The sequence below is a fragment of the Spongiivirga sp. MCCC 1A20706 genome, assembly GCF_046524175.1.
Classification (GTDB): Bacteria; Bacteroidota; Bacteroidia; order Flavobacteriales; family Flavobacteriaceae; genus Spongiivirga.
Map to the genome: position 1 here is coordinate 254,100 of NZ_JBEFZF010000006.1, position 25,050 is coordinate 279,149.

A 25,050-nucleotide genomic window follows, 5' to 3' on the forward strand; every position below is an offset into this window, starting at 1 on the left:
GGTATGCTCTACCTGATTTTAAGTTATTATAATAACTTAAGCAATTAGATTATCTCAAGCTATACCTTAGCTCGCCAAATCATCATTGTCAATACCAAACTAAAGCAAATGAATCTTTTTAAGATTCGTGTGTGGTTTGACATATTTAAAACCTTTACTTTATTCAATACCAGCTAAGAAAAGAGGAAGTAGGAAACTTAAATTCCTACTTCCAAAGGTATTCAACGTTACTAACTAACTTTTAGTGACAAAACTATCCTGTTTCCCTAAGCAGGGATACGACTAGTATCATTGAATTTTTTTTTATTTGAAAGAACACGTTTTGTTTTAAATCTGCACTAAAGTACATCAGAGAAAAAGCTCAAAAAATGACATTAGTCAATTATTGTCTTTTTATTCGTGTAACACTAAAAACGGAACTTTTGTATGATAACTAATCTCTTCAATAGTAGGTTTAAAAAGTATTTGCTGGAAAAAATTGAGATTTTTGGCAATCATTGCAATCATCTGCACCTCTCTACTTTGCACAAAGCATTCTACTGCGGCCTCCAATTTCTTATTAGTTACACTGTGAAAATGATGATCAATATCTTTTAAATACTCTCCTAATAACTCTTTATTTTCTTTTTGCTCTTGACTCAGTACCTCATCTCTTCTACTTACATGTAGCACCCTGATCATCGCTTCATTTTTTTTGGCTATTTCGAGCAGTGGATCTAGTATTTTGGCATTGTATAACAGATTATAATCAGTCGCAAATGCTATTTCCTCAGGTGGGATAAACTTAGCTTCTTCTGGTATTACTAATACATTAGACTGTACCCTGGTAATTACACTCCCTGTATTACTACCCAAAACCACCTCTTTTAATCCCGATGCGCCCTTGGTCCCCATTACAATCAAGTCGATGTTTTTGTCAGCTACCATATGCTTAATTCCCGAAACCAGATGATCGTATTCTACTAAACTCACGAAATTATGCTTTGGGTTGTAATCTTCCTTTTCAATGCGTTTGACAAGGTTTTTCATTTTAAGCTTCGCTGACTCCGTAATCGTTTTTTCTAATTGAATGGTATTGGCTGCATATACCATATCTCCACTAATCAATGTTGAAATTGGCACCGCATTAAAAAGAAAAAAATTGCAACGCGTTTTTCTAAAAAAGGATATCGCGTAGCGTATCGCATTTAGCGAATTTTCAGAATAATCCGTAGGGAGTAATATATTTTTCATGTAGGCAATCATTTGAAACAAATGTAACTTGATGCCTAGCTGAAAAAAATGACATTTATCAGGAGACTATAAGAAGCACAGGTATTAAACCACCTGTTCAAGTCCTTTTTGATCCAGTACAGTAATTGATCGTCCTTCTATCTCAATAAGACCGTCTTTTTTAATTGAGGATAACGCTCTAATTAAACTTTCAGTAGCAATTCCTGCCACGCTAGCAAGGTCACTTCTTGATATTCTAATAGTTTTAACATCATCGAGCTTTAACTTATCAACGAACAACAGTATCGTAGAAGCTGTCTTTTTTCTTACAGAATTATACGCCATATCGATAAGTTGCTCTTTTAAAACAGAAAGATTGCTAGCGATATAGTTAATGAAGACCATGTTTAATGCATAATTGTCTTCCAGTAGCTTCTTAAATTCTTCTTTACCCACACTATACACTTCTGCAATTTCAATTACTGTAGCTGATTCTTGATATGGAGCGGTTTCATCAAAATTAGTGTAGCCAAAAAAATCGCCACTTTTGAATAAAGCTGTGGTCAATTCTTTCCCATACTCGTCCATACGACAGGTTTTAACTACCCCACTATCGAGCATGTAAATAGAATTAGAGTGATTCCCTTCTTCATATATAAAACTACTCGGTTTTTGAATAGAAAACTGCCCATATTTTTTAAAATACTGCTTGAGATCATCTAGCGTTTTCAATGGGCTCGTTTTTTCCACAAATACAGGCTCAACCTGTGTTTGATGATCTCTCATAATTGCCATTTTCGCCAGTCTACTCTCAATGGCACTAATTAGTTCTTCTTCCAGGAAAGGTTTTGTAAGATAATCATCGGCTCCCATATCCATACCCTTCCGTATATCTTTATGTTCTGTTTTTGCAGACAGAAAAATAAATGGAATTTGGCGGGTATTTTCATTTGAAGCTAAAGATTCTAATACTCCATACCCATCTAGTTCAGGCATCATAATATCGCATACAATAATGTCTGGTAATGTTTTCTTAGCTTTTTCAACACCTGCTATACCGTTGGGAGCTGTCTCAACACTATAATTTGAAAGTTCTAGTAACTCTGCTGTATTTTCTCGAAGAGCTGAATCATCTTCAATTAATAGTACTTTTTTCATTCTTTTGCTTTATCGCAGTTGGTAATTGTATAATAAAAGTGGTTCCCTTATTTTCTTCACTGATAAAATTAATTGATCCGCCTAAATTGTCTAAGTGTGACTTCACAATATTAAGTCCTATACCTGTGCCTTGGTCATTTATAGCATTTTCTGCTCTAAAATATCGATCAAAAATATGCTTTTGTTCGTGCTCAGGGATTCCCATTCCCTGATCCTCTATCTCAATGGATATCATTTCTTCACCTTGTTTAATCCTTATATCAATTATGGTATTTTCAGGTGAGTACTTAATAGCATTACTTAAAATGTTAGAAATTACCAAGGTTAGTACCTGTTCATCAAAGTCAAGTAGCATGGTATCTGCATCATCAGGATAATTGATGGTTTGCCCGCTTTTTAAAAGCATATTGGCATTATATATTACTTCGTTAAGCACCTTACTTAACTCGAAAGTGCTATAACGATAGTTTACTTTACCACTATCTAAGCGCTCTACAGATAAAAAGTCGTTTAATATATTATCTAAATAATGTACTTTATTTTTTATAAGTTCTAAGTGCTTTAGCCTTTTATCTTGTTCTGTCTGTTTTTCGTATTTACCCGCCAGCAATGCCGAAGTGAGTATCCCGCTTAAGGGGGTTTTAAACTCATGTGATACCAAAGACAAAAACTTTGTTTTTAATTCATTCAGTTCGCGCTCCTTTTTCAAACTTTCCAGCGCTTTCACTTCTGCTTTTTTTCTTTTTTTAACCTCTTTTTGTAACGTCTCTACAGTTTCATTAAGGGCTTTGGTACGTTCCTGTACTTTTATCTCTAGCTCATCATTAAGTTGCAGAATACGTTGCTCGATTTTCTTTCTTTCGGTAATGTTGACCAATAAGCCCATTACATATTTCTTGTTGTTATACGTAAATGGAGCTAGGCCCACCTCTAGCGGAAACTCAACACCATCTTTTCTTAGTCCATTCAAATCCCGACCCTTTCCCATTTCGCGACGCTCGCTTTGCCTATAAAACCCTTCAAAATGGGACCCATGCACCGACTTGTGCTTTACTGGAACTAATACAGTCAAAAGTTGGCCTAACAATTCATCTCGGTCGTAACCAAACATTTCCAAAGTAGATTTATTCAAGCCCACAATTTTTTGGGTGCTATCGACCACTATTACACCTTCAGGAATAGCTTCTGCAAGTGTTTCGAAAATGTCATTTTTAGACTCAAACATATAAGGTTATAGGATGTTAAAATGTTCAATGTAAAATTACAAAACTAGCTTCCAATTACCATTGTAGAATGATTTTTATCATTGTATTAAAATCTTTACGAACATACTTTAGGCATTAAAACAATAAGAATGAAAGCCTCCTGGAAACTAGGTCGTTTATTTGGTATTGAAATAAAAATGCATTGGACTTTTCTTATTCTAATAGGATGGGTTGCGATTGCCAATATCAGGGCAGGAAATAGTACTGAGCTCATATTTATGAATATAGCGATCATTGTCGTTGTATTCGCCTGTGTAGTATTACATGAACTTGGTCATGCGTTAATGGCTAGGTATTTTGGAATTGGCACTAAAAAAATAACGCTGCTACCCATCGGTGGAATTGCACATCTAGAACGAAATCCTGAAAAACCAAAAGAAGAATTACTAGTCGCTTTAGCCGGACCATTCGTCAATTTTCTTATCGTAGTCGTTCTATTGCTATTTGTTCCCATTAGCTCATATTCACGGTTAAGTCAAGAAGAAATCGAAACTATGATCAACCTGCCTACTGCAGCCAATTTTTTACTATATATTTTAATGGCCAATGCGATATTGTTACTTTTTAATATGATACCTGCCTTTCCGATGGATGGGGGCCGTGTGGTTAGAGCTATGCTCGCTTTTTTTAGAACTAGGCAACAAGCAACTGCCATAGCTGTCGGCTTAGGGCAATTTATCTCGGTCATATTCTTTGTATTCGGTGTGTTGTACAATCCCTTTTTAGCAATCATAGCCGTTTTTGTTTTTTTCGGTGCCACCAGTGAGTTAGAAAGAGAAAAGATGACAAATACTTTAAGGGGAAACACGGTTATCGATGCCTTGTTGACCGACATTACGCTTCTTAAATCTGATCAATATTTATACGAAGTAATTGACTTGATTATTTCGGGGACCGAACGAGATTTTATCGTTATTGACGCGTATCATAAACCTGTCGGTGTCTTACCAATGAATATTATTATCAAAAACGCTAAAAAAGAAAATTTAACAGTCGGTGAAATCATGCTTACAGAATTTAAAATCATCTCACCTGACATGAAACTACCACATTTTCTTGACCTATTGTCGAATAGTAAACAATCGTTTTACCCGGTAGTTGAAAATGAGAAGATTGTGGGTGCCATTGACATGAAAAATATAACGGAATTTATTACCCTTAAACAAGCATTGTATTCACCAACCTTAAGCAATTCATAAAATACAAACAGACTCAAACCATGAATTGTAAAAGAGAAATTTGACCTATTGTTCATTAGAAGGCGTTACTATGAAAAGACTTTTTGTTTTAGCTTTAATTTTTGCAGGATGCTCATCATCTGAAGACTCTATTTTACCAATAAAACGCGCCATCACAGAGTCTGTGTATGCATCAGTAACTGTTCAACCAGATAGTCTTTATGATGCGTATGCGGCTGTAAACGGAATTCTTGAGGTGAACTACGTGGAAGAAGGCGACATTGTTATTAAAAACGATTTAATAGCAAAAGTGATCAATACCACCCCAAAGCTTAATGAAGAAAATGCGCGTTTAGCCTATGATCTTGCGCGAGATCAACTTGAAGGTAAGGCAGACTTATTAGCAACCATACGAAATGAGATTACAGCAGCTGTGATCACTTTTGAAAATGATTCGACGAACTTTATCAGGCAACAAAATCTTTGGTCTCAAAATATTGGCTCTAAAGCAACCTACGATCAAAAGAAACTGGCTTTTCAACTATCAAAAACAAGATTAGAAAACCTAAAATCTAATTTAATTCAAACCGAAAGAGAATTACAGACCAAATTTGAAAAGGCTAAGGTAAACTATCAAAGTGCACGTACCCAACGAAGTGATTTTGTAGTAAAAAGTAACATTAATGGAAAAGTATATAGTATTTCGAAAAATCCTGGAGAAATAGTATCAACACGAGAGCCTTTAGCGAGTATTGGTAGTAGCTCATTTTTTATCATCGAGCTACTGGTGGATGAAGTCGATATTGTTAAGGTGAAATTAGGCCAACAACTTATCATAAGCCTTGATGCTTATAGCAATCAGATATTTGAAGGAAAGATTCACAAAATACTACCTCAAAAAGACCAGCGATCCCAAACATTTACTGTTGAGGCTCTTTTTATTAATGCTCCTGAAACAATTTATGCTGGTTTATCTGGAGAAGGGAACATTATAATAAGTAAACGCGAAAATGCACTGACAATACCTAAAACCTATCTTGTAAACAGTACTAAAGTTTTGACTGAAGAAGGCGAGATTACTGTCGAAACCGGCGTTGAAGATCTGGAATACATAGAGATTTTAAAAGGCATCGATGAGAACACACGGGTCATAAAACCTTAATTATGAACAACTACAAGGTCATTTTATCGATAGCAAGGACCCATTTGGTTACTAAAATGAAGTCGACCATTACCGCAGCGCTAGGGGTTACTTTTGGTATTGGTGCTTACATCACATTGGTTTGCTTCATGACTGGTTTAAATAAAATGTTAGATGATCTTATTTTGAATCAAACTCCTCATATCCATCTTTATAATGAGATCGAGCCTTCAACACGACAACCGGTTTCTTTATATAAATCTTTTGAAGATGCATTGCATCAAATACACTCCATAAAGCCTAAAAGGACACAAAGGAAAATTCACAATGCCTTACCAATCATTCATTATTTAAGAAAAGATAATAGCGTACTTGGCGTGGCACCTCAATTACGAAGTCAAATTTTTTATATTTCTGGTTCTATTGAAATTGGCGGCGCATTAAACGGAGTAGAAATATTAGAAGAGTCGCGATTATTCAATATCAGTAACTATATCGTTGAAGGTAGCGTACAGGCCCTTCACAATTCTGATAATGGGATTTTATTGGGCGCCGGTTTGGCAAAAAAAATGTCATTATACCTTGGCGATCGAGTACAAATAAGCACTGCTAAAGGTGATGTCTTTTCGCTTAAAATTGTTGGTATTTACCAAAGTGGTATTGCCGATGTTGATAATACACAAAGCTTTTCTAAAATCAAAACCGTTCAAAAAATTGTAGGGCAGCCTAATAATTATATAACGGACATCAATATTAAATTAAACAACATGGAAGATGCTGTGGTAATGACCCAACAACTACAGCGGCAATTTAATGTAAAAGCCATTGATATTAATACAGCCAATGCCCAATTTGAAACGGGGACCACCATACGCAATTTAATTACTTATGCGGTTTCAATTACCCTGCTTACTGTCGCCGGTTTTGGTATTTATAACATACTAAATATGTTGATCTATGAAAAAATGAAAGATATCGCCATACTGAAGGCAACTGGCTTTTCTGGCAATGACGTTCTTAAAATATTTATGAGTCAGGCAATGATTATTGGTCTTTTGGGAGGACTATCAGGACTGTTACTTGGGTTTGGTCTGTCACATATTATTGATAATATTAAGTTCGAAACCGAAGCCTTACCCTTAATAGACACCTACCCTGTAAATCATAATCCCATGTATTATATTATCGGAATAACTTTTGCATTGTTGTCAACTATTTTGGCAGGATACTTACCATCTAGAAAAGCCAAAAAAGTTGATCCTGTAACCATTATTAGGGGTGATTAAATTGCCATATATGAGTACTGTACTACGTTGTGAACATATTGATAAGCACTTTAGAAAACCTGTTGATTTTCATGTTTTAAAAGATATTAATTTGAAAATTGATAGTGGCGAATTCGTTTCTATAATGGGAAAATCAGGGTCTGGTAAATCAACCTTATTATATATACTATCGACCTTAGACACCAATTATGAGGGGTCGCTAATAATCAATCAACAACTGGTTACCGGTAAACCTAAGGTAGAATTATCGGCAATACGAAATGAATGGATCGGTTTTGTTTTCCAGTTTCATTATCTCCTTTCTGAATTTAGTGTTTTGGAAAATGTTATGCTACCAGCAAAAAAACTGGCTAAAAAAACGATAGAAGAAATTGAGTATGATGCCATAGAAAAATTGAAAATGTTACACATTGATCATTTGGCAAAAAAAAGAGCCAACCGCATTTCTGGTGGAGAAAAACAACGTGTAGCGATTGCCAGATCACTTATCAACGACCCCTTAATACTTATGGGCGATGAGCCCACAGGGAATTTAGATACTCATAACTCAGAAAATGTCTTTCAGATTTTTAAACGGCTTAAAGAAGAGCAAGGACTTTCGTTGCTAGTGGTTACGCACGACCCCGATTTTGCTGAAAGAACAGACCGTATTATTCAAATGGAAGATGGACGGATTATTAGCTAGTTATATAATGTTCTTATTAAAACTGATGAGCGGAGTCATTAAATGATCTTCCATTTTTTTCACCAGGTCCTGGTGAAAGATTCCTTTAAAAAAACTAGTTTCATTACGTTCTAACATTGCAATAATATCTGCATCATTTTCAATAATCTGCATAATGAGGGTATAGAATAAGGCTTCAGAATTTACGATTTCATATTTTATTTTATCATAATCAACCCGTTCTTGTAATATTTGCTTAAACCATTCCATTTGTTCTGTTGCAGCATATTCGCCTTCTTCAGATATATGAATGATGTGAATCCACGCATCGAATGCCTTAGCCAACGGAATTAATCTTCGGATTCCCGTAATATCCATCTCTTCGTAATCAGAAGCATAGAGTATTCTTTGAATGCTCTCTCTAAAAGGGTATTCCGGAATTACCATTACAGGGGTAGATGCCTTACTTATCAATTTTTTGGCAATATCACTTGCCCAGATACCTCTATTTGATTGCTCACCCTTTACACCAACCATCAACAGGTCAGCTTGAAATTCTTTTAATGCAAATAGAATCCCCTTTATAATTGACTGATTTAACCGTGCAACTGGACGTATATTCATCTTTTCAAGATCATCACCAATATGCTCTTTACAAAAATTAGCAACCATATCAACTTGCTCTTGTTTTGCTAATTTCTGAACATTCTCTAACGGCTTAGAGAGTATAGCATGATCGTAAGGTGGCAAGTCAAACACTTTAAGAACAATCAAAGTAGCATTTAGTTTTTGACTTAAACTATAAGCGTATGAAAGTGCATTTGAAGTCGAAGCCTTGCAGTTGGTTGCATACAAAAGAGTTTTCATGATTAGTGATTTTAATAATTGCAACCTAATATAGCATCATTTCAATCTTGAAAAAATGATGAAAATCATCCGATCTAGCTGATATTGATCATTTTCTTAAGACTCATTTGTCGGTACATTTATCAATACCAAAATACTTGAACTATGAAGGTAGTAGATAATGAAATTCTTCATTTTGAACATAAGCAATGGTTAGGAGAGATTGATTTTTGGTGTGATGAAATTAAAACTTTTCAAAGTCGCATTAAAGAAATAGAGCATAAATGGACCAATCCTGATGTACTTGCTGAGCTAGGACAATACATTAATCAATTTCAATATAATCTTGAGAAGATAAATCAATTAAAAAAGGAAATTAATGAACACGAGCATGTTATTGCAAAACAATATGCTGCTAATGAAAATGCAATAGATCGTGTTTATATGAAACGTCATATCAATTTTAGAGATCGCTTTGATATCAGAAAAACCATTTATAACGAGTTAAAACGAAGGTTTTTTCTTTTTTTAAGTCATCATCTTTAGTTTAAACTACACGAATATGAAAACAATAAAAGAAACCACTAACTGCAATGCAGTTTACGGCTTAGGTGTAATTGGCAGTATAATCTACTTTATTAGTAAAGCTACCGGATTTTGGATGGGTGTTTTAGGAATCCTAAAAGCCGTTGTCTGGCCAGCTATTATTACCTATGAACTATTTCAATTTTTGTATAAATAATAACAACATGAGATCAACACTATATCTTTTAAATATGAAATGCAAAGGCTGTGCTTCGACAATTGCACGCAAACTATCAGGTTATGAATTTTTAAAAAATGTAACCATTGATATCGAAAAAGGAGCCGTTAGTTTTGATCATAACACAAAAAATCAAGTGTTGTTAGCGAAGCGACAACTAGCTAAACTGGGGTACCCTTGTACAGAAAACGGATCTACATTTTCTCAAAAAGCAAAATCATATGTGAGTTGTGCAGTTGGAAGACTGCACGAAGTACATGCTAAAGATTAGCTTTCCTTAAAGCGGTCCAGTTTTCGTTTTAACCAAAGAAGTTCACCTTGTAAGGTATTGATCTTTTCCAATAAATGATCAACAGCACTCAAACCTTCTACATTAATAAATAACTGACGATGTAAGCGAACCATTTGCTCTAGCTTCGGAAGCTGTTCATCACTAATCATATATTGATCTTTTACAATTGCCAAATCAATCACATCGTACTCATGCAATCTCAATACAAAAGCCTCTTCTATTTGATGAGTCTCGCAAAAGTCTTTTATAATTATGTGGTATTCCGTTTTCATTGTCAAAACACTAAGTATTCAAATTTGCAAGCTTTTGAAACAAATTTCTTTGCTCATCAGTAATGGTTGTTGGTATTTCAATTCTATAGGTAACATATAGATCACCATAAACCCCTTGTTTCTTATATTTAGGAAACCCCTTCCCTTTTAATTTTACTTTGGTCCCTGATTGTGTACCTGGTGCAATACTTAACCGAACTTCACCCTCAAAAGCTTCCACAGTGATCTTTCCTCCTAAAACGGCAGTAGCAATAGGAATTTTAACTTCCTTAAACAAATTAGCCCCATCTCGCTCAAAAACAGTATCATTGATAATATGAAATGTAATGTATAAGTCACCAGCCGGCACGCCATTAATACCGGGAGCTCCGAATCCTTTTATTCGTATGGTCTGCTCATTTTCTATTCCTGCGGGAATACTTATCCGTATGTTTTTGTTATCGATGGTAAGTGTGCGCTTATGCGTTTTATATACTTCTGACAGATTTAGGGTAAGGCTTGCATTGTAGTCAGCCCCTCGAAACCTAGCACTACTACGCCTAGATCTAGCAAACTCTTCTGACCCAAACATGGCTTCAAAAAAATCAGAAAAATCACTTTCCTGATGCCCCCCGGGATAGCTATAATATGCCTGATTTTTTGCACGTTGCTGTCTCTTTTTAGCAGCCTCAATCTCATCCGCATGCATCCAGTCTTTACCATACTGATCATACTTACTTCTCTTTTCAGAATCGCTTAGTACCTCATGAGCTTCGTTAAGCTGTTTGAACATTTTTTCCGCTTCCGTATCGTTTGGATTGAGATCAGGATGATACTTTCGAGCTAATTTTCGATAGGCCTTTTTGATCTCTTTATCGGTTGCATTTTTGGTTACTCCAAGTATCTTATAATAGTCAATATAATTCATAATCATATCAATTATTTTAATTGACAGTTTTGTCTTTCCGCTTTAAAACACTCCGAATATCAATATTAAAATCTCTACTAATTCGCCTCGTTCTATTAAGGAATTATTACATTCTTAATGTCTTTCCTTTTAGAATAAGGGGCGCTTTCGGCATAGCCTATTCTAACCAATATATTAGGATATTGATTACCTATTGGGAGTGTGTTTTTCATCTTTTCTGCCATTTCGTGAACTTCGCAAGGTGGATTAATAAACGCAACAGCAATTCCCTTTTTGGTAGTATGCAGTAAAAATCGTTGCAAGGTCATCCCTAGTTTAATCCATGCTTTTTCGTTATTCTCGTCGGCAGTGAATAAGACCATATGTGATGAAGAGTCAATCTTCTTGAGGTCGTATTTATTCTGCCGTTTTTCATTCATTATATATTTGGCAATAGTTTTACCTAGTACTTTAGGTACTGGTATTGTCCCTACCGTTTCATAGTTTAACCCATCTTTGGTTTCTAGGGCATCTTTCATGTTGAACCGAATCCAGTCTACTACCTCTTCTTTATATTCATCATCGTTCATTAAAATACTGTTGGCTTCTATGATAAGGTCAGTTAGTTTTTTGAAGGATTCGCTTTCCTTTTCAAAACTATAAATGTGTGTTCCTTCTTCTTTTTTGATATTGACCAATTTATCAATGATTATTGGATGAATTTTGGTGCCATTATAGATGGTTCTGTTTGTTTGACGCTCATCAATGAATTGAAACAACGTCGCCGAAGTATCACGCCCTTCTCTTTCTAATCTTATTTTTATATTAATGGTGTTGGTATAGGTGGTAATAAATTCAAAAGAGGGTTTAAAATTGAACTCTCTTGCAGCAATTAATAAGTTTTGAAGCGCACAGCCTAAACTAATATACAGTTCTCTGTGGGAAGCATCTATTTTTGATAATGCATGACTTAAATCGGGTAAAATCAAAATACCTTCTTCGTCTACCCGAAATTTCCACGGTTGCGTGTTATGTGTTGAGGGCGCCTTTGTAGCGTAATAAATTAAATTTTGAAAAGCGATTCTGTTATCATTTATTTTAGTTTTCATCTGTTTATTTTTATTGTTATTAAAAGGTCAGATGTAATTCACCAATAATCATCTTAGTTGGTATCAAGATTTCGTACGGCTCATTTCATGGCAATTATTTTATTTACATTAAATTATTAGCGATGGTCAGCAAACCAACTATAAGTATTAACACAAGCACAACCCATCGAAATTGTTCTTGAGTAATCTTTGCCAACAACAGCTTGCCCACGTATGTGCCTACAAAACTGATTACGACTAGTATAGGTATTAGATACAGGTCATGCTTATGCACATATCCATTCATTGTATACACAACACTGCGGCTTAAGTCAATACCCAAATCGATAATTGCCGAGGTCGCGATAAACTTTTCCTTTTTAAGATTGAATGCTGCAAGTGTAATCCCACGTATTGGCCCTCCCGTGCCCAATAAACCAGCAAACAATCCCGCGAAACTTCCACCAAGAATAGCGTTCTTATCGTTTGCTATAACTGCTAGCTTTTTGAAAATAAGGAACGCCAAACTTAATACAACCAAAAAGACACCTAGTACATAAGTAAGTAAAAGTGTATTCACAAATTTGCTTAAGTAAGCCCCTACAGATACTAACACCACAGCGGGTATACCGATCGTTAAACACAATCGTTTGTCAAACCCTTTTCTAAATAGCGTTATCTTAGATATGTTACTAGCTAAGTGAAATAGTGCCGTTATGCCAAGGACCGATTGAAAATCTAAAAACTGATTGGCAATAGGGACAAAGAAAACTGATGAACCAAACCCGCCTACCGTACCCAATACCTCAGCAATAAGTGATAGTATGATAAACAATGGTAGGTAGCGCTCAATCATTAGTATGATTTTCTAACCTCAATGTAAGCTCAAAGTCGCTTAATAAAAATGATAATAATCATTCTTATATTGGGTATTCTTTAAAAACCCGATGTACTACTTTTTGAATTTCGCCCGCCATTCGTTTAGGAGATACTTCCAAGGGTTTTGCGAGTGACCCTTGCCATATTATCTGGTCTTTGGCAAGATCGGTTACATAAACAAGAATATATTGCTCAGTAAATTCATACTGCTCGAACTTGCAGTCTTCCCAATAAGGTGTTCTGATGTCTGAGCTACAATGGTAAATTTCAACAATTTCGTCTTCAATATTTAATTTAAACCCAACTTGTAATTCGGGTTGTTCATTATTTATAATATAACCTCTCGTTTGCATTTCATTTTCTAAAGCATTTTTAATACGCATGCGGTTTAAAGCGGTATCGTATTCGAGAAAGTCATGATTTTGTACTTTAAGATCGTCTTCGCAAATAACAAACGTTTTAAACTCTTGAAAATTTGATTGCGGATCGTAGTCGGACACTACCCTTGAGACACTGCAGTTTGAAAACAATCCCACAACAAATATGGACAAATAAAATAGGTGCTTAGATTTCATGATTGATGTATTTAAACTGATTATTAATATGTTACTTCGTTTTTACATTGTTCATTTTCAAACCACGCAATTAGGTTTTCGATCGTTGTGTTTGCTATTTCTTGTAAGGCCTCATCAGTTAAAAAAGCCTGATGTCCGGTTACTAATATATTAGGATGCGCAATAAATTCTTTCAGGGTTTTGTTTGCGATTCCGGTAGCAGAATGATCATTGAAAAAAATCTCGTCTTCCCCTTCAAAAACATCGATCCCCAAACCTTTAATCTGCCCATGGATAATTTCTTGAAGGATATCTTGGGATTTTAAAATAGCTCCGCGAGCAGTATTAATGATAATAACCCCTCGTTTCATTTTACTAATTGAGGTCGCGTTTATCATATGATGCGTCTCTCGATTAAGGGGTGTATGTATGGTAATGATGTCTGATTGTGAATAGAGCGTATTCAGGTCGACGTATTCAACATCATACATTGATGAAAACCGATAATGTGGTGAAATATCGTTAGCTAGTATTTTACAGCCAAAACCGTGCAAAATTTTCAGCACCCTACTGCCTATATTACCGGTACCGATAACACCAACCGTCTTTCCAAAAAGGTTATTTCCTACAAGTCCAGATAGGTCAAAGTTTAAATTGACAGAACGCTGATAGCTATTAATGAGCTTACGATTTAAAACAAGCATTAATGTAATAGCATGCTCTGCAATGGCGTCAGGTGAATAATTAGGAACATTTGTCACCTTGACACCTACTTTTGAAGCGGTTCTTAAATTAATATTATCATAACCTGTCGATCTGGCTGCAATAAACTTCACCCCAAGATCAGCTAATTTTTCTATAACCAATCCAGAAGCATCGTCTGCTGAAAATATGGTAATCGCACTATATCCTGCCGCTTTAAGTGCCGTTTCATAATTCAACCTTTCATTGATGTAATGAATTTTGAGCCTGCCTTTATTAGCCTTCTCGAGATAAGGTTTTATAAACGATTTTGAGCTGTATGCCAGAACTTTCATTGAACAGGGTGTTATTTGATTTAATTAAGCAGTATGGTATGCTCTTGTTTCATCAGTGATGAAATAAGGTCGAAGATATTCTGTTTAAGATTCCGAAACTGTTGATGATATTCATTATACTTTTGAATTAATTGATTAAAAGTTGCCTTCACTTTTGCTTCTTCTTCAAATTGATTTTCATTATCTATGAGTACTTCAATTTTATTTTGATGCTTTCTAATGGTGGTATGTAATTTCTTAGCGCGTTCTTGGTTACGTGATAATTCGGTGATCCATTGCTGTGTTTTATGAAAATAATCTTGAGTAGATAATTTGACGAAATGTTGTGCTAATAGTTTTTCAAGAAATGCATGTTCGTCAATGTGAAATCTGATTTCCGATAACCAACTTTTACCAAGCGCATACATATCTTCGGCACTATACCAAACTGTATATTTGTGACTATTCATGCTATGTATTTATAGAGTTAAATAATTAATACGTTATTCAAATCTACCGCAGGGAAGGTGTTTAAAAAATGACTAAAATCATTAGGTTTTGGTCAAAGCCATGTCCTTTTTAGCTGGAGGTCTCCAAAGTCCTGTCGAATGATTTTTCACTAGGGCCTTTGATTTTTAAAAAATCTGTTTTTACTAGTGCTTCCTTGGTTGCATTATAGCCTAGCTCAAATATCTCGTCAAGTTTCTTTTTATCAAAAGTGCCATAATCCCCCAAATCGACAGGTGCTATTACCAGGTCACATTCAGAAAATTTGGATACATCGTCAATGACCGACCTAATTTTAAAAACCCTTTCAACAACGTTGTATGAGTGTTTCAATTCATGTATGGCTACTTTCTTAAACCAATTCGCATAGACACCAATTAGCATATCACAATCGTTTTTAATGGGCGCTACGGGAAAGTTGTCTAAAGCACCTCCATCAATAAAATAAGAGTCACCTATTTGTACAGGTGTAAAAATACCTGGAAAGGCGGCTGAAGCAATTACGGGTTTAATTAACTCACCTTGGTTAAAAATTGTGAGTTCGCCATTTAAGATATCGGTTGTCGTTACAGTAAGCTTTTTTCCAAGTGCTTCAAAAGTATCTTTCTTCAAATACTGTTTAAAATCAAAGTAAAACTTTTCTGCATCAATAAAACCGGGCTTTTTTCTTGCATACTTCTTTATGTCAAATAGCTGAATTCCTTTAAAAAAGGTCAAGATATCTTTCCAGCTATAATCACTAGCATATAGGGCGCCTACAACCGCACCAGCGCTCGAACCAGAAATATGAGTAGGAACAATACCATCTTCTTCAAGGGCTTTAATAGCACCTATATGCGCTACCCCGCGTACACCACCACCTGACAATACCAAACCAATATTCATTACATAAAATTCAAAAGAGCTCTGAAAAGATTTTTAGGTATAAAAACTTTTAACCGCACTCAACATTTACAGTCGTTAAAGTTCGTAACTACAAGCTACCTTAAAATGATAATGGTCAGCTCAATGGCATGATTATTATCATTTTACTCATACTGGTAATAGCATACATTTGGTTTTGTAAATAGTTGATATGGTATTAATAAACACTATAAATACCGGGCTTAAAGCTTTTTTTATAGAGATAGGTGAACTCAGTTATTTTACGCTTAAGTACTTTAAAGAAAGTACAAAACCTCCATTTGAATTTAAAGAATTACTGAAGCAATGCTACCTTATGGGTAATCGATCGCTGTTGCTAGTCGGTATTACAGGATTCATTATCGGACTTGTTTTAACCTTGCAAACGCGTCCCACTTTAACCGAGTTTGGAGCGGTATCATGGATGCCATCAATGGTTGGTATTTCTATAGTACGAGAAATTGGCCCAATGATCACAGCTTTAGTTTGTGCCGGAAGAATAGGCTCCGGTATAGGCGCAGAATTAGGATCGATGCGAGTGACTGAGCAGATTGATGCTATGGAGGTTTCTGGCACTAATCCGTTTAAATATCTTGTCGTTACCCGTATAACTGCTACAACCTTAATGGTACCGCTACTAATAATTGTTGGAGATGCCATTGCTTTATACGGATCATACCTAGTTGAGAACCTAAAGGGTGATGTATCCTTCCAGCTATATTTTAATAAAGTTTTTAATGCATTGGCATACGGTGATATTGTTCCCGCAACTATTAAATCTTTCTTTTTCGGTTTTGCAATTGGTCTTGTGGGGTGCTTTAAAGGGTATTATTGTAAAAAGGGTACTGTAGGAGTTGGTAAAGCTGCAAACTCAGCGGTGGTTTTTACCTCTTTACTGCTATTTGTGATAGATTTTATAGCCGTTTTTATTGCTGATATTTTTTATGAGTTATGATAACAGATCAAAAAATAACTACGCAAAAAGACATGATAGAATCACCACAGGTTGTTCTTGAAATACAAAACCTACACAAAAGTTTTGGTAATAACCATGTACTTAAAGGCTTCAATATGCAGCTTTATCAGGGTGAGAATCTTGTAATCATGGGTAAATCCGGTTCTGGCAAATCAGTAATGATTAAGTGCCTAGTGGGCTTAATAGAAGCTGACAAAGGTCTTATTAGAGTTATGGACAACGACATCACCACCTTAAACCAAGAGACTTTAGACAACCTACGATCAGATATTGGGTTCTTATTCCAAGGCAGTGCTTTATATGATTCAATGACAGTAAGAGAAAACTTGGAATTTCCATTACGAAGACATAAGAATAAGTTTGACAACCTAACAAATACGGAAACTTTGGTTCTCGAAGCACTAGAAAATGTTGGATTAGCACATGCTATTGATTTGATGCCATCTGAACTTTCAGGTGGAATGAAACGACGTGTAGCTTTAGCACGAACACTAATATTAAAACCTAAAATTATTCTGTATGATGAACCTACCAGTGGTCTTGACCCAATAACCGCTAAAGAAATTATCATTTTAATGCAAGAGGTTCAAAGAAAATATAGCACCTCGTCTTTAATTATTACCCATGATGTAGACTGTGCCAGGGTAATTGCTGACAGAATGATACTACTAATTGATGGTGTCGATTACGCTTCAGGTACATTTAACGAGCTTAATGCTTTAAACGACACCAAAGTACAGGCATTTTTTAAACAATAAATCTTTTACCAATGAAAACAACCATGCCTCAACGACTTAAACTAGGAATATTTGTTATTACTGGTACAATACTCTTTGTAATCGCTGTTTACCTTATTGGCGATAAACAACATATGTTTAAAAACAAGTTCACTATTAACACCCACTTTCAAAACATTAGTGGCCTACAAAAAGGAAATAACGTAAGGTATTCAGGAATTAACATAGGTACCGTTACCGACATTACCATGATAAACGATTCGACCATCAAAATAAAGATGGGAGTTGATGAAAAAATCATAAAGCATATTAGGAAAAATGCCATCGCTACCATTGGATCTGATGGATTAGTAGGTAATATGATAGTAAATATTGTTCCTGGAAAAGGTATATCTCCATCCATCGCAGATGGAGACACCATACAATCGTATAGCAAAATTGGCACAGATGATATCTTAAATACCTTAAGTGTAACCAATGAAAATGCTGCAATACTTACTTCTGATCTTTTAACTATTACCAATTCTATTATCGAAGGTAAAGGCACGCTTGGTATTTTACTAAACGATACGATTATGGCATATGATTTAAAACAATCTGTTACCAATCTAAAATTAGCAACAAATAAGGCTTCACTTGCTTTTGAAGACTTAAACACCATAATTAATTCATTAAAATCAGAGGATGAGGCAGTTTTAGGAATGCTTTTAAACGATACTATTTCAGGAAAAAAAATGAAAGATATTATTCACAACTTGGAGTTAGGTAGTGCAGAAATTCGTCATCTCATTAAAGACGTTAATATTGTGGTAGATGATTTAAATTCGAGCCAAGGTACATACCATTATATAGCAAAGGATACAGCTTTGGTCAATAGTTTAAAGGCCACATTTAATGAAATTAATGAAGGTGCGAGTAAGTTCAACCAAAATATGGAAGCACTAAAACACAATTTTTTGACAAGAGGTTATTTTAGAAAAATAGAACGTCAGGAAAAGAAATCGAAGAAAAAAAGTAATTGATTTTAGCATCTTGCTCTTAGGTATTTTGATAATAGTAAAGTTTTATTAACTAATGAATTCTTAGCCTGCCACTTACTTCTTCTATTTTTATAATATAGACAATGGGCGAATCATCATTGTTATAAATCTTACTTGAAAAGTCGCTTATAAAATCGAGCGTTCTTCCTTCTTTTCTAATCACTAGATCTTTAATCCCTATCGAAAAATCATGCAAATATGCCTTTGCTTCGCTTCCAGAAAGTTCTTGATAAGTGCCCTGCGCTAATACCGACTTCCAATTGTTTACAGAATCAATTTCAGCAACTTCTAATGCAACTTCCCCATGTTTCCGCATTGCATGTACTTTATGACCATTACCTGAATAAGAAATAATTATGTTATTTTTTTTCTGAAAAAAATAAGTAATTGGCTTAATGAAAGGTCTGTTTCGATAGATATATGCTAAATAACCAATATAATTATTACTTAGTACTTGATACATTTCATCTTCATTTAATGTTCTAATCATTTCATGCAAAATTTTGTTAACGAGTTGTTGCTAAACTAGCTAGTCAAAACTCAAAAAATAATGATATCGGTCACTACAAACATTTATTGTTTTTTAAAATGTCGATTCAAATACCCTAATCTAAACTCAAAAAAACTCATGTCTACGCATCGGTTTTTGTTAGTTCTTTTTTAAGGATGTTTCGAAATCGCGTGGCGCTTAAATAGTGGTCTTCTAACAATCTTCCGTTATGCAGAAGATTAAATACTCCGAAACCTGATGGCGCGTTTTTTGCCTCTTGAGCAGTAGTTATTTTAGTAACCTTCAAATTAACTCCCATATTCTTGGCTTCATTGATCATCGCTTCTACAGATTTTTCATGCCAAGGACATTGATCTGCATAAAGTAAGTGCCATCCATTATATGCCGTCTGTTTTGAGGTCCAATCAAGGAATTTGGGATTCTCAGCATTAGCATCCCATTTAAGCGATAATAGTTCAAACCTATCCTTTTTAGCTATTTGGCTAAATCCATTTTTTTCAAAAAGTGTCTTACCTGCTAACCAAGAACCTTTACTGGTCATAGTACATACGCCATACATACCATTCTTTTTCGCGTCATTTATTGCTTCATTAACCAATAATGAACCATAACCCTGGTTACGATCACTTTTTGAATAAATGTACATACAGTGAATAAACATAAAGTTGGCAGCTTCAATAGGTCTCCAAGCCGAATCTGAAGGAACGTATTCAACAAAACCGACCATTTTATCTAATTCGTTCTTTAGAATTTTGATTTGCAAGCCTTCAGCATAACGTTTTTCAAACCATTTTCGTTTTCTTTCAAATCCCGGGCTTTTTATGTTTTTAATACAAAACAGGGTTTCTTCAGTAACATTTTGCGGTGTAACACTTATAATGTTCATAGGATATTTGATAAAATGATTAATCATTTTGCCAGTTACTAAAGGAACATGATTTTTTATAATAACAAAATGACAATGGTCATTAAGATCATGTTATTCTAGTTAAACGAACAAATAAGGTTTGGTAACCCTTTGAAACGAGGCACAAGGTGATGTGTTTGAGGTTCGACTCAGAATCAAACAAAGAAGCCCCTCAACTTTCGTTGAAGGGCTTTTAAAGTGCGGATGAAGGGAGTCGAACCCCCACGCCTTGCGGCACTAGATCCTAAGTCTAGCGTGTCTACCAATTCCACCACATCCGCGTTTGTTGTGGCTACCATCCCGATAGCTATCGGGACCACCACATCCGCAATAGAATTGCCTTTATTTGTAGGCGGGTGCAAATATACATATTCCTTTTTAATTTCAAATTATTAGTCCTTAAAACCGACTAATAATTAATATTTTTATTCTCTGTTCTTCAGTAACGTTGGTAATCAATAAATCAACCTATTCATGTCTACCATAAAAAACCAAATGCAAACGGAGTTAAAGAGTAAAATAATCCTCAATAAAGCTAGAAACCATGCATTCGAATATATTGATCAGATCGATAATATGGATGTATTCCCTTCTGATGAAAACCTTCAACGATTAGATCATTTTGATGAAGTTTTGAGAGATAATGGCTGCGCTGCAGATGAGTTGTTAGATACATTGCATACATACGGGTCTCCTGCTACTGTAGCCCAGACAGGCGGTCGTTATTATGGATTTGTAAATGGCAATGTCATTCCCGCTTCGCTAGGTGTTAAATGGTTAACTGATATTTGGGATCAAGTTGGCGGTTTGTATGTTTCGTCACCTATTAATTCTAAATTAGAATCAGTTTGTGAGCGTTGGTTAAAAAACATTCTAAGACTACCGGAAAGCACAGTGGCGGGTTTTGTAAGCGGTACTTCTATGGCCAACCTAAGTGCATTGGCAGCAGCGCGTTTTCAGATTCTTAAAAACCTGGGCTGGGATATTAATAAAAAAGGGCTTAATGGAGCACCTAAAATAAGGGTCATTGCCCATGAACAAGTTCATGCAAGTATTAAAAGAACACTGATCATTCTTGGTTTCGGCTCAGATAATGTTGAAAAAGTTCCTGCTGACAATCAGGGCCGGGTGGTGGTTGGTGCACTTCCCAAACTTGATAAAAGTTGTCTGGTACTACTTCAAGCGGGTAATGTAAACACTGGGGCTTTTGATAATTTCGATGCTGTTTGTGATTTGGCAAATAAAGCTAATGCATGGGTCCATATCGATGGAGCATTCGGATTATGGGCCGCAGCTACAGAATCAATGTCCCATTTAACCAAAGGAATGGAAAAGGCCTCTTCATGGGCGGTAGATGGACATAAAACATTGAACACGCCTTATGATAGTGGTATCGTATTATGCAAGCACCCCGATGCTCTTGTAAGTGCTATTCATGCGACAGGTGATTATTTGATCCATAGCGAACAAAAAGATCCGTATTTATACGGTCCCGAAATGTCGAAAAGGTGCAGAGCAATAGAACTCTGGGCGGTTATGAAATATCTTGGAAAAAATGGTATTGACAAAATGATTACTGGTTTTAATGAGCGGGCTAAGCAATTAGCTAAAGGATTAAAAAAAATAGGGTTTACCATACATAATGAGGTGGTGTTTAATCAAGTTTTAATAAGTTATAAAGAGGACACAGCTACCAACAACATCTTAGATTATGTTCAACAATCCGGTAGGATGTGGTGTGGAGGAACCATTTGGAACAACCGATCAGCAATTAGACTAAGTATTTGCTCCTGGATGACTGATGAAAATGATATTATCGAAACGATCAATATCTTTGAAAAAGCCGTGGTATCATTAACTAAAAAAACAACTGTATAAAGCAATGAGTGTTATTAAAGAATACATCAACAAGAATAAAGATCGATTTATAAACGAGTTAATCGAACTTTTAAAAATACCATCAATAAGTGCAGATTCCGCTTATAAAGATGATATGAGCACCATGGCAAACGCTATTAAATCAAGTTTGGAACAAGCAGGGTGCGATATCGTTGAAATTTGTAAAACCGAAGGATATCCCATAGTATATGGAGAAAAAATAATCGATCCCAATCTTCCGACAGTTCTGGTATATGGTCATTACGACGTACAGCCACCTGACCCATTAGATCTTTGGGACAGTGCGCCTTTTGAACCAATTATCAAAAAAACGGCAACACATCCCGATGGTGCAATTTTCGCCAGAGGTGCATGCGACGATAAAGGTCAGTTATATATGCATGTTAAAGCACTGGAGTTTATGACCAACTCTAATACGCTACCGTGCAACGTAAAGTTTATGATCGAAGGTGAAGAAGAAGTCGGTAGTGCCAATCTTGCTACCTTCGTTCAGAATAACCGTGAAAAACTGGCAAATGATGTTATTCTAATTTCTGATACCGGGATGATTGCCAACGATGTACCTAGTATTACAACCGGATTAAGAGGTTTAAGTTATGTGGAAGTAGAAGTAACCGGACCAAACCGCGATCTGCATTCTGGTTTATATGGTGGCGCGGTCGCAAATCCAATTAATATTTTGACCAAAATGATCGCCTCATTGCATGATGAGAACAATCATATTACCATTCCGGGTTTTTATGATAGAGTTGAGGAATTATCGACTGATGAACGGGCACAAATGGCAAAAGCTCCTTTTTCGTTAGATACGTACAAAGAAGCTTTGGACATTGATGCTGTATATGGCGAAAAAGACTATACTACCAATGAACGAAATTCCATTAGACCAACACTTGATGTTAATGGAATTTGGGGAGGTTACATCGGTGAAGGAGCCAAGACCGTTATCGCCAGTAAGGCATTTGCAAAAATATCAATGCGATTGGTCCCCAATCAAGATTGGGAGGAGATCACCCAATTATTCAAGTCTCATTTTGAAGCTATTGCCCCAGCCGGGGTTCGGGTAAAAGTAACTCCCCATCATGGTGGTCAGGGTTATGTTACACCTATAAATAGCATTGGTTATCAAGCAGCGGCTAAAGCATATACTGCAACTTTTGGTAAAGAGCCTATTCCGCAACGCAGTGGGGGCAGTATCCCTATTGTTTCTCTATTTGAGGAAAATTTAAAAAGTAAAACCATCTTAATGGGGTTTGGTTTAGATAGTGATGCTATTCACTCACCAAATGAACATTTTGGAGTTTGGAATTACCTAAAAGGGGTTGAAACCATTCCATATTTCTACGAATATTTTACTGAATTAAGCAAATAGCATACTCTTCTGTATAGTAATTTCATTAATAATACTGTAGAACCATATCCTTTGGATATTTTACCTCATATGAAAAGCGAAAAACATCGCTGCCACCCCTGGGGATCGATTTTTTCCAAAGGATACTCCCTGTTCCTTTGTCATAATCCCCACCAGCAAGTTCAAGCTTCTCGATCTCAATTCTGTTGTTTTGTGAAATAGGCACCTGATCCAAAATCTCTAAGTTAATGGCTTTAGGACCATTGTTACGCAAATTAACCTCATAAGCAAAGACATCTACTTTCTTGTTGCTCAATGTCTTTTTGGTCCTTAAGTTATCTAACAATCGTCGTTTAACAATGATACGCTCATCAACACCGAGGGATAAAGGATACTCCTCTTTAGTATAATTTGGATTGATCGTAGTCTTGCCAATAAAATTGCCTTCAAAATAAATATTGGCTTCTGTAAGCATTAAATTAAGGGATTGCCAATTTTTGATATTGGCCAGTAAAAATACTTCTTCAGTAAGCTTAGGAACCGTATGATATACATAGTCCGCGTCTACTTCTTTATTGTCTAAAATAACCGTCTGCCCTTTTCCTGACGAAGTAATAGTTTGACTGGAAGTAAGATTGTAAGCAACATTAAATTGTTGTTCGACAACTTGCGTAACCGGAACTCCGCTTAAAGCACTTTTTTTGCGCATTTGCATCGAATTAATAGGAGATGCATCTTCCACCACTACCTCTTCTAATTCCATATCATTCCTAACAACTATTCGTTGTTCTCGAACAAAAAACGGGTTTAAAATAGGGCGATTCTGATTAGATTTAGGCAAATAGGTGGAAACCTTTAGTTTAACTTGATTCCAATCTTTTCCAGTGTTTTGATAGATTCTTCCTTTAGTAACAATAGTCAACGGTTTTTCTAATGATATTGCTCGAATATCGTAGTAAGGTTGCCAGCCGGCATTTTGAACTATATAAGTCAACGAAAGCTTTGAAGTCATACTTCCTGGTGCCTCCACTTCCAGTATAAGTTCTTGCCTATTCTCATTGCGTTGTGAGGTTGTTTCTTGTAATTGCTTTCTAATTTGGGCTATCTGTTTATTTAGTTTCTTAATTTCCTTTTGTAAAATAATCTGTTTCTTATTGATTTCTAAAGTTCGACTTGCATAAAAATTAGCAAGATTGGTCAATTGTATCGTTGTCCACCCTTGATCAGCATTCCCTATTTTTCTATTTTCTTCAATAACATTCAACTCCCCTGAAAGCGCTTGTTCTTCCGCTTTTTTAAAAGCTAGATTTAGTTCTAATTCTTCTTTTTTATCTTTTAAGACTTGCTCTTCCTTCGTGAATTCATCCGCCTTTAAATAATTGGTAGCCGCAGTAACAGAAAGTAGTTTAGCACCATTTGAAAACCCAATTTGATACGTGTTGGTATCAATAAAATTAGATAACCCAGAAATTTTCAAGATGTTTTTACCTTTAGACAAGTTAACGCTACCATGTTCGGTAACTTTGGCCGATTGCAAGTATACCGTAACATCAACCGGCTTTGTTGTTATAGTTTTATCTTGGCTCCAACTGCTTTGTAAGGTGAATAAGAAAAGAATGGTCAACAGATATTTCATGAGAAGAAGTTTAGTTACTATTTAATTCAAAGATAAATAAGTAGCTGACCGCTACATAATAATATTGAGTAAACCAACCATAG

Annotated in this window: 27 protein-coding genes and 1 tRNA gene; 12 read left to right on the forward strand and 16 right to left on the reverse strand. The window is 35.5% G+C overall.

All coding sequences use genetic code 11. From position 1 onward, the window contains the following. Positions 1–393: 393 nt before the first annotated feature. The 3 genes from ABN763_RS15425 to ABN763_RS15435 all read right to left on the reverse strand — a co-directional run bounded on the left by ABN763_RS15425 (position 394) and on the right by ABN763_RS15435 (position 3,595). Positions 394–1,233 (reverse strand): universal stress protein, encoded by an 840-nt coding sequence (locus ABN763_RS15425; RefSeq protein WP_410486392.1) that lies wholly within the window; start codon positions 1,231–1,233, stop codon positions 394–396. A gap of 84 nt (positions 1,234–1,317) precedes the next feature. Then, the gene (locus ABN763_RS15430; RefSeq protein WP_410486393.1) at positions 1,318–2,370 is read right to left on the reverse strand and encodes a response regulator; all 1,053 of its coding nucleotides are present in this window, start codon (positions 2,368–2,370) and stop codon (positions 1,318–1,320) included. Then, the gene (locus ABN763_RS15435) at positions 2,348–3,595 is read right to left on the reverse strand and encodes an ATP-binding protein (RefSeq protein WP_410486394.1); all 1,248 of its coding nucleotides are present in this window, start codon (positions 3,593–3,595) and stop codon (positions 2,348–2,350) included. Before ABN763_RS15435 ends, ABN763_RS15430 begins: the two co-directional genes overlap by 23 nt. Positions 3,596–3,724: 129 nt before the next feature. Between ABN763_RS15435 and ABN763_RS15440 the strand changes: the two genes are divergently transcribed. From ABN763_RS15440 to ABN763_RS15455, 4 genes are all read left to right on the forward strand, one after another. Next, positions 3,725–4,834 carry a site-2 protease family protein gene (locus ABN763_RS15440; RefSeq protein ID WP_410486395.1) on the forward strand — a complete coding sequence of 370 codons (1,110 nt, stop codon included), beginning with the start codon at positions 3,725–3,727 and terminating at the stop codon, positions 4,832–4,834. 70 nt (positions 4,835–4,904) lie between these two features. Beyond that, positions 4,905–5,975: an efflux RND transporter periplasmic adaptor subunit gene (locus ABN763_RS15445; protein ID WP_410486396.1), complete on the forward strand. Its 1,071-nt coding sequence runs from the start codon at positions 4,905–4,907 to the stop codon at positions 5,973–5,975. A gap of 2 nt (positions 5,976–5,977) precedes the next feature. Continuing rightward, entirely contained in the window at positions 5,978–7,240 is a 1,263-nt protein-coding gene (locus ABN763_RS15450) for an ABC transporter permease (RefSeq protein ID WP_410486397.1), read from the forward strand. Positions 7,241–7,250: 10 nt separating this feature from the next. Beyond that, a complete protein-coding gene (locus tag ABN763_RS15455; protein WP_410486398.1) occupies positions 7,251–7,925 on the forward strand; it encodes an ABC transporter ATP-binding protein in 675 nt (224 codons plus the stop codon). Here the strand turns inward: ABN763_RS15455 and ABN763_RS15460 are convergent, their stop codons facing one another. Then, on the reverse strand, positions 7,926–8,771 hold the full coding sequence (locus ABN763_RS15460) for a universal stress protein (RefSeq protein WP_410486399.1): 846 nt from the start codon (positions 8,769–8,771) through the stop codon (positions 7,926–7,928). 144 nt (positions 8,772–8,915) lie between these two features. Between ABN763_RS15460 and ABN763_RS15465 the strand changes: the two genes are divergently transcribed. The 3 genes from ABN763_RS15465 to ABN763_RS15475 are packed head-to-tail and all read left to right on the forward strand — an operon-like array spanning position 8,916 to position 9,784. Next, positions 8,916–9,296 carry a hypothetical protein gene (locus ABN763_RS15465; RefSeq protein WP_410486400.1) on the forward strand — a complete coding sequence of 127 codons (381 nt, stop codon included), beginning with the start codon at positions 8,916–8,918 and terminating at the stop codon, positions 9,294–9,296. Between the two features lie 16 nt (positions 9,297–9,312). Next, positions 9,313–9,492 carry a hypothetical protein gene (locus tag ABN763_RS15470; RefSeq protein WP_410486401.1) on the forward strand — a complete coding sequence of 60 codons (180 nt, stop codon included), beginning with the start codon at positions 9,313–9,315 and terminating at the stop codon, positions 9,490–9,492. Between the two features lie 7 nt (positions 9,493–9,499). Then, on the forward strand, positions 9,500–9,784 hold the full coding sequence (locus ABN763_RS15475) for a heavy-metal-associated domain-containing protein (RefSeq protein ID WP_410486402.1): 285 nt from the start codon (positions 9,500–9,502) through the stop codon (positions 9,782–9,784). On the opposite strand, the gene ABN763_RS15480 is transcribed toward ABN763_RS15475, so the two are convergent. From ABN763_RS15480 to ABN763_RS15515, 8 genes are all read right to left on the reverse strand, one after another. Beyond that, positions 9,781–10,077 (reverse strand): chaperone modulator CbpM, encoded by a 297-nt coding sequence (locus ABN763_RS15480; protein ID WP_410486403.1) that lies wholly within the window; start codon positions 10,075–10,077, stop codon positions 9,781–9,783. The genes ABN763_RS15475 and ABN763_RS15480 overlap by 4 nt on opposite strands. A 10-nt stretch (positions 10,078–10,087) precedes the next feature. Further along, entirely contained in the window at positions 10,088–10,984 is an 897-nt protein-coding gene (locus ABN763_RS15485) for a DnaJ C-terminal domain-containing protein (protein WP_410486404.1), read from the reverse strand. 95 nt (positions 10,985–11,079) lie between these two features. Then, complete coding sequence (locus ABN763_RS15490; protein WP_410486405.1) at positions 11,080–12,072, reverse strand: Acg family FMN-binding oxidoreductase; 993 nt, start codon at positions 12,070–12,072, stop codon at positions 11,080–11,082. Positions 12,073–12,175: 103 nt separating this feature from the next. After that, on the reverse strand, positions 12,176–12,907 hold the full coding sequence (locus ABN763_RS15495) for a sulfite exporter TauE/SafE family protein (protein WP_410486406.1): 732 nt from the start codon (positions 12,905–12,907) through the stop codon (positions 12,176–12,178). A gap of 64 nt (positions 12,908–12,971) precedes the next feature. Next, a complete protein-coding gene (locus ABN763_RS15500) occupies positions 12,972–13,505 on the reverse strand; it encodes a DUF4136 domain-containing protein (protein ID WP_410486407.1) in 534 nt (177 codons plus the stop codon). Between the two features lie 23 nt (positions 13,506–13,528). Then, the gene (locus ABN763_RS15505; RefSeq protein ID WP_410486408.1) at positions 13,529–14,521 is read right to left on the reverse strand and encodes a 2-hydroxyacid dehydrogenase; all 993 of its coding nucleotides are present in this window, start codon (positions 14,519–14,521) and stop codon (positions 13,529–13,531) included. 20 nt (positions 14,522–14,541) lie between these two features. Next, positions 14,542–14,970, reverse strand: a complete 429-nt coding sequence (locus tag ABN763_RS15510) for a hypothetical protein (RefSeq protein ID WP_410486409.1) — start codon at positions 14,968–14,970, stop codon at positions 14,542–14,544. A gap of 109 nt (positions 14,971–15,079) precedes the next feature. Continuing rightward, entirely contained in the window at positions 15,080–15,892 is an 813-nt protein-coding gene (locus tag ABN763_RS15515; RefSeq protein WP_410486410.1) for a patatin-like phospholipase family protein, read from the reverse strand. A gap of 190 nt (positions 15,893–16,082) precedes the next feature. Here ABN763_RS15515 and ABN763_RS15520 point away from each other — a divergent pair, with 190 nt between their 5' ends. Genes ABN763_RS15520 through ABN763_RS15530 form a run of 3 tightly spaced genes read left to right on the forward strand, consistent with a single transcriptional unit; the run spans position 16,083 to position 18,645 of the window. Continuing rightward, positions 16,083–16,865 (forward strand): MlaE family ABC transporter permease, encoded by a 783-nt coding sequence (locus tag ABN763_RS15520; RefSeq protein ID WP_410486411.1) that lies wholly within the window; start codon positions 16,083–16,085, stop codon positions 16,863–16,865. Between the two features lie 32 nt (positions 16,866–16,897). Next, positions 16,898–17,644 carry an ABC transporter ATP-binding protein gene (locus tag ABN763_RS15525; protein ID WP_410486412.1) on the forward strand — a complete coding sequence of 249 codons (747 nt, stop codon included), beginning with the start codon at positions 16,898–16,900 and terminating at the stop codon, positions 17,642–17,644. A gap of 11 nt (positions 17,645–17,655) precedes the next feature. After that, positions 17,656–18,645, forward strand: a complete 990-nt coding sequence (locus ABN763_RS15530; protein WP_410486413.1) for an MlaD family protein — start codon at positions 17,656–17,658, stop codon at positions 18,643–18,645. 49 nt (positions 18,646–18,694) lie between these two features. Here the strand turns inward: ABN763_RS15530 and ABN763_RS15535 are convergent, their stop codons facing one another. From ABN763_RS15535 to ABN763_RS15545, 3 genes are all read right to left on the reverse strand, one after another. Beyond that, the gene (locus tag ABN763_RS15535; protein WP_410486414.1) at positions 18,695–19,153 is read right to left on the reverse strand and encodes a pyridoxamine 5'-phosphate oxidase family protein; all 459 of its coding nucleotides are present in this window, start codon (positions 19,151–19,153) and stop codon (positions 18,695–18,697) included. A 142-nt stretch (positions 19,154–19,295) separates the two neighbouring features. Further along, positions 19,296–20,060 carry a GNAT family N-acetyltransferase gene (locus ABN763_RS15540; protein ID WP_410486415.1) on the reverse strand — a complete coding sequence of 255 codons (765 nt, stop codon included), beginning with the start codon at positions 20,058–20,060 and terminating at the stop codon, positions 19,296–19,298. A gap of 220 nt (positions 20,061–20,280) precedes the next feature. Then, positions 20,281–20,362, reverse strand: a tRNA-Leu gene (locus ABN763_RS15545). A gap of 193 nt (positions 20,363–20,555) precedes the next feature. Between ABN763_RS15545 and ABN763_RS15550 the strand changes: the two genes are divergently transcribed. Continuing rightward, positions 20,556–21,959 carry a pyridoxal phosphate-dependent decarboxylase family protein gene (locus ABN763_RS15550; RefSeq protein WP_410486416.1) on the forward strand — a complete coding sequence of 468 codons (1,404 nt, stop codon included), beginning with the start codon at positions 20,556–20,558 and terminating at the stop codon, positions 21,957–21,959. A 4-nt stretch (positions 21,960–21,963) separates the two neighbouring features. Continuing rightward, positions 21,964–23,352, forward strand: coding sequence for a dipeptidase (locus tag ABN763_RS15555; protein ID WP_410486417.1), 1,389 nt, complete (start codon positions 21,964–21,966; stop codon positions 23,350–23,352). 25 nt (positions 23,353–23,377) lie between these two features. On the opposite strand, the gene ABN763_RS15560 is transcribed toward ABN763_RS15555, so the two are convergent. Next, positions 23,378–24,967, reverse strand: a complete 1,590-nt coding sequence (locus ABN763_RS15560; protein WP_410486418.1) for a DUF4139 domain-containing protein — start codon at positions 24,965–24,967, stop codon at positions 23,378–23,380. Positions 24,968–25,050 lie beyond the last annotated feature (83 nt).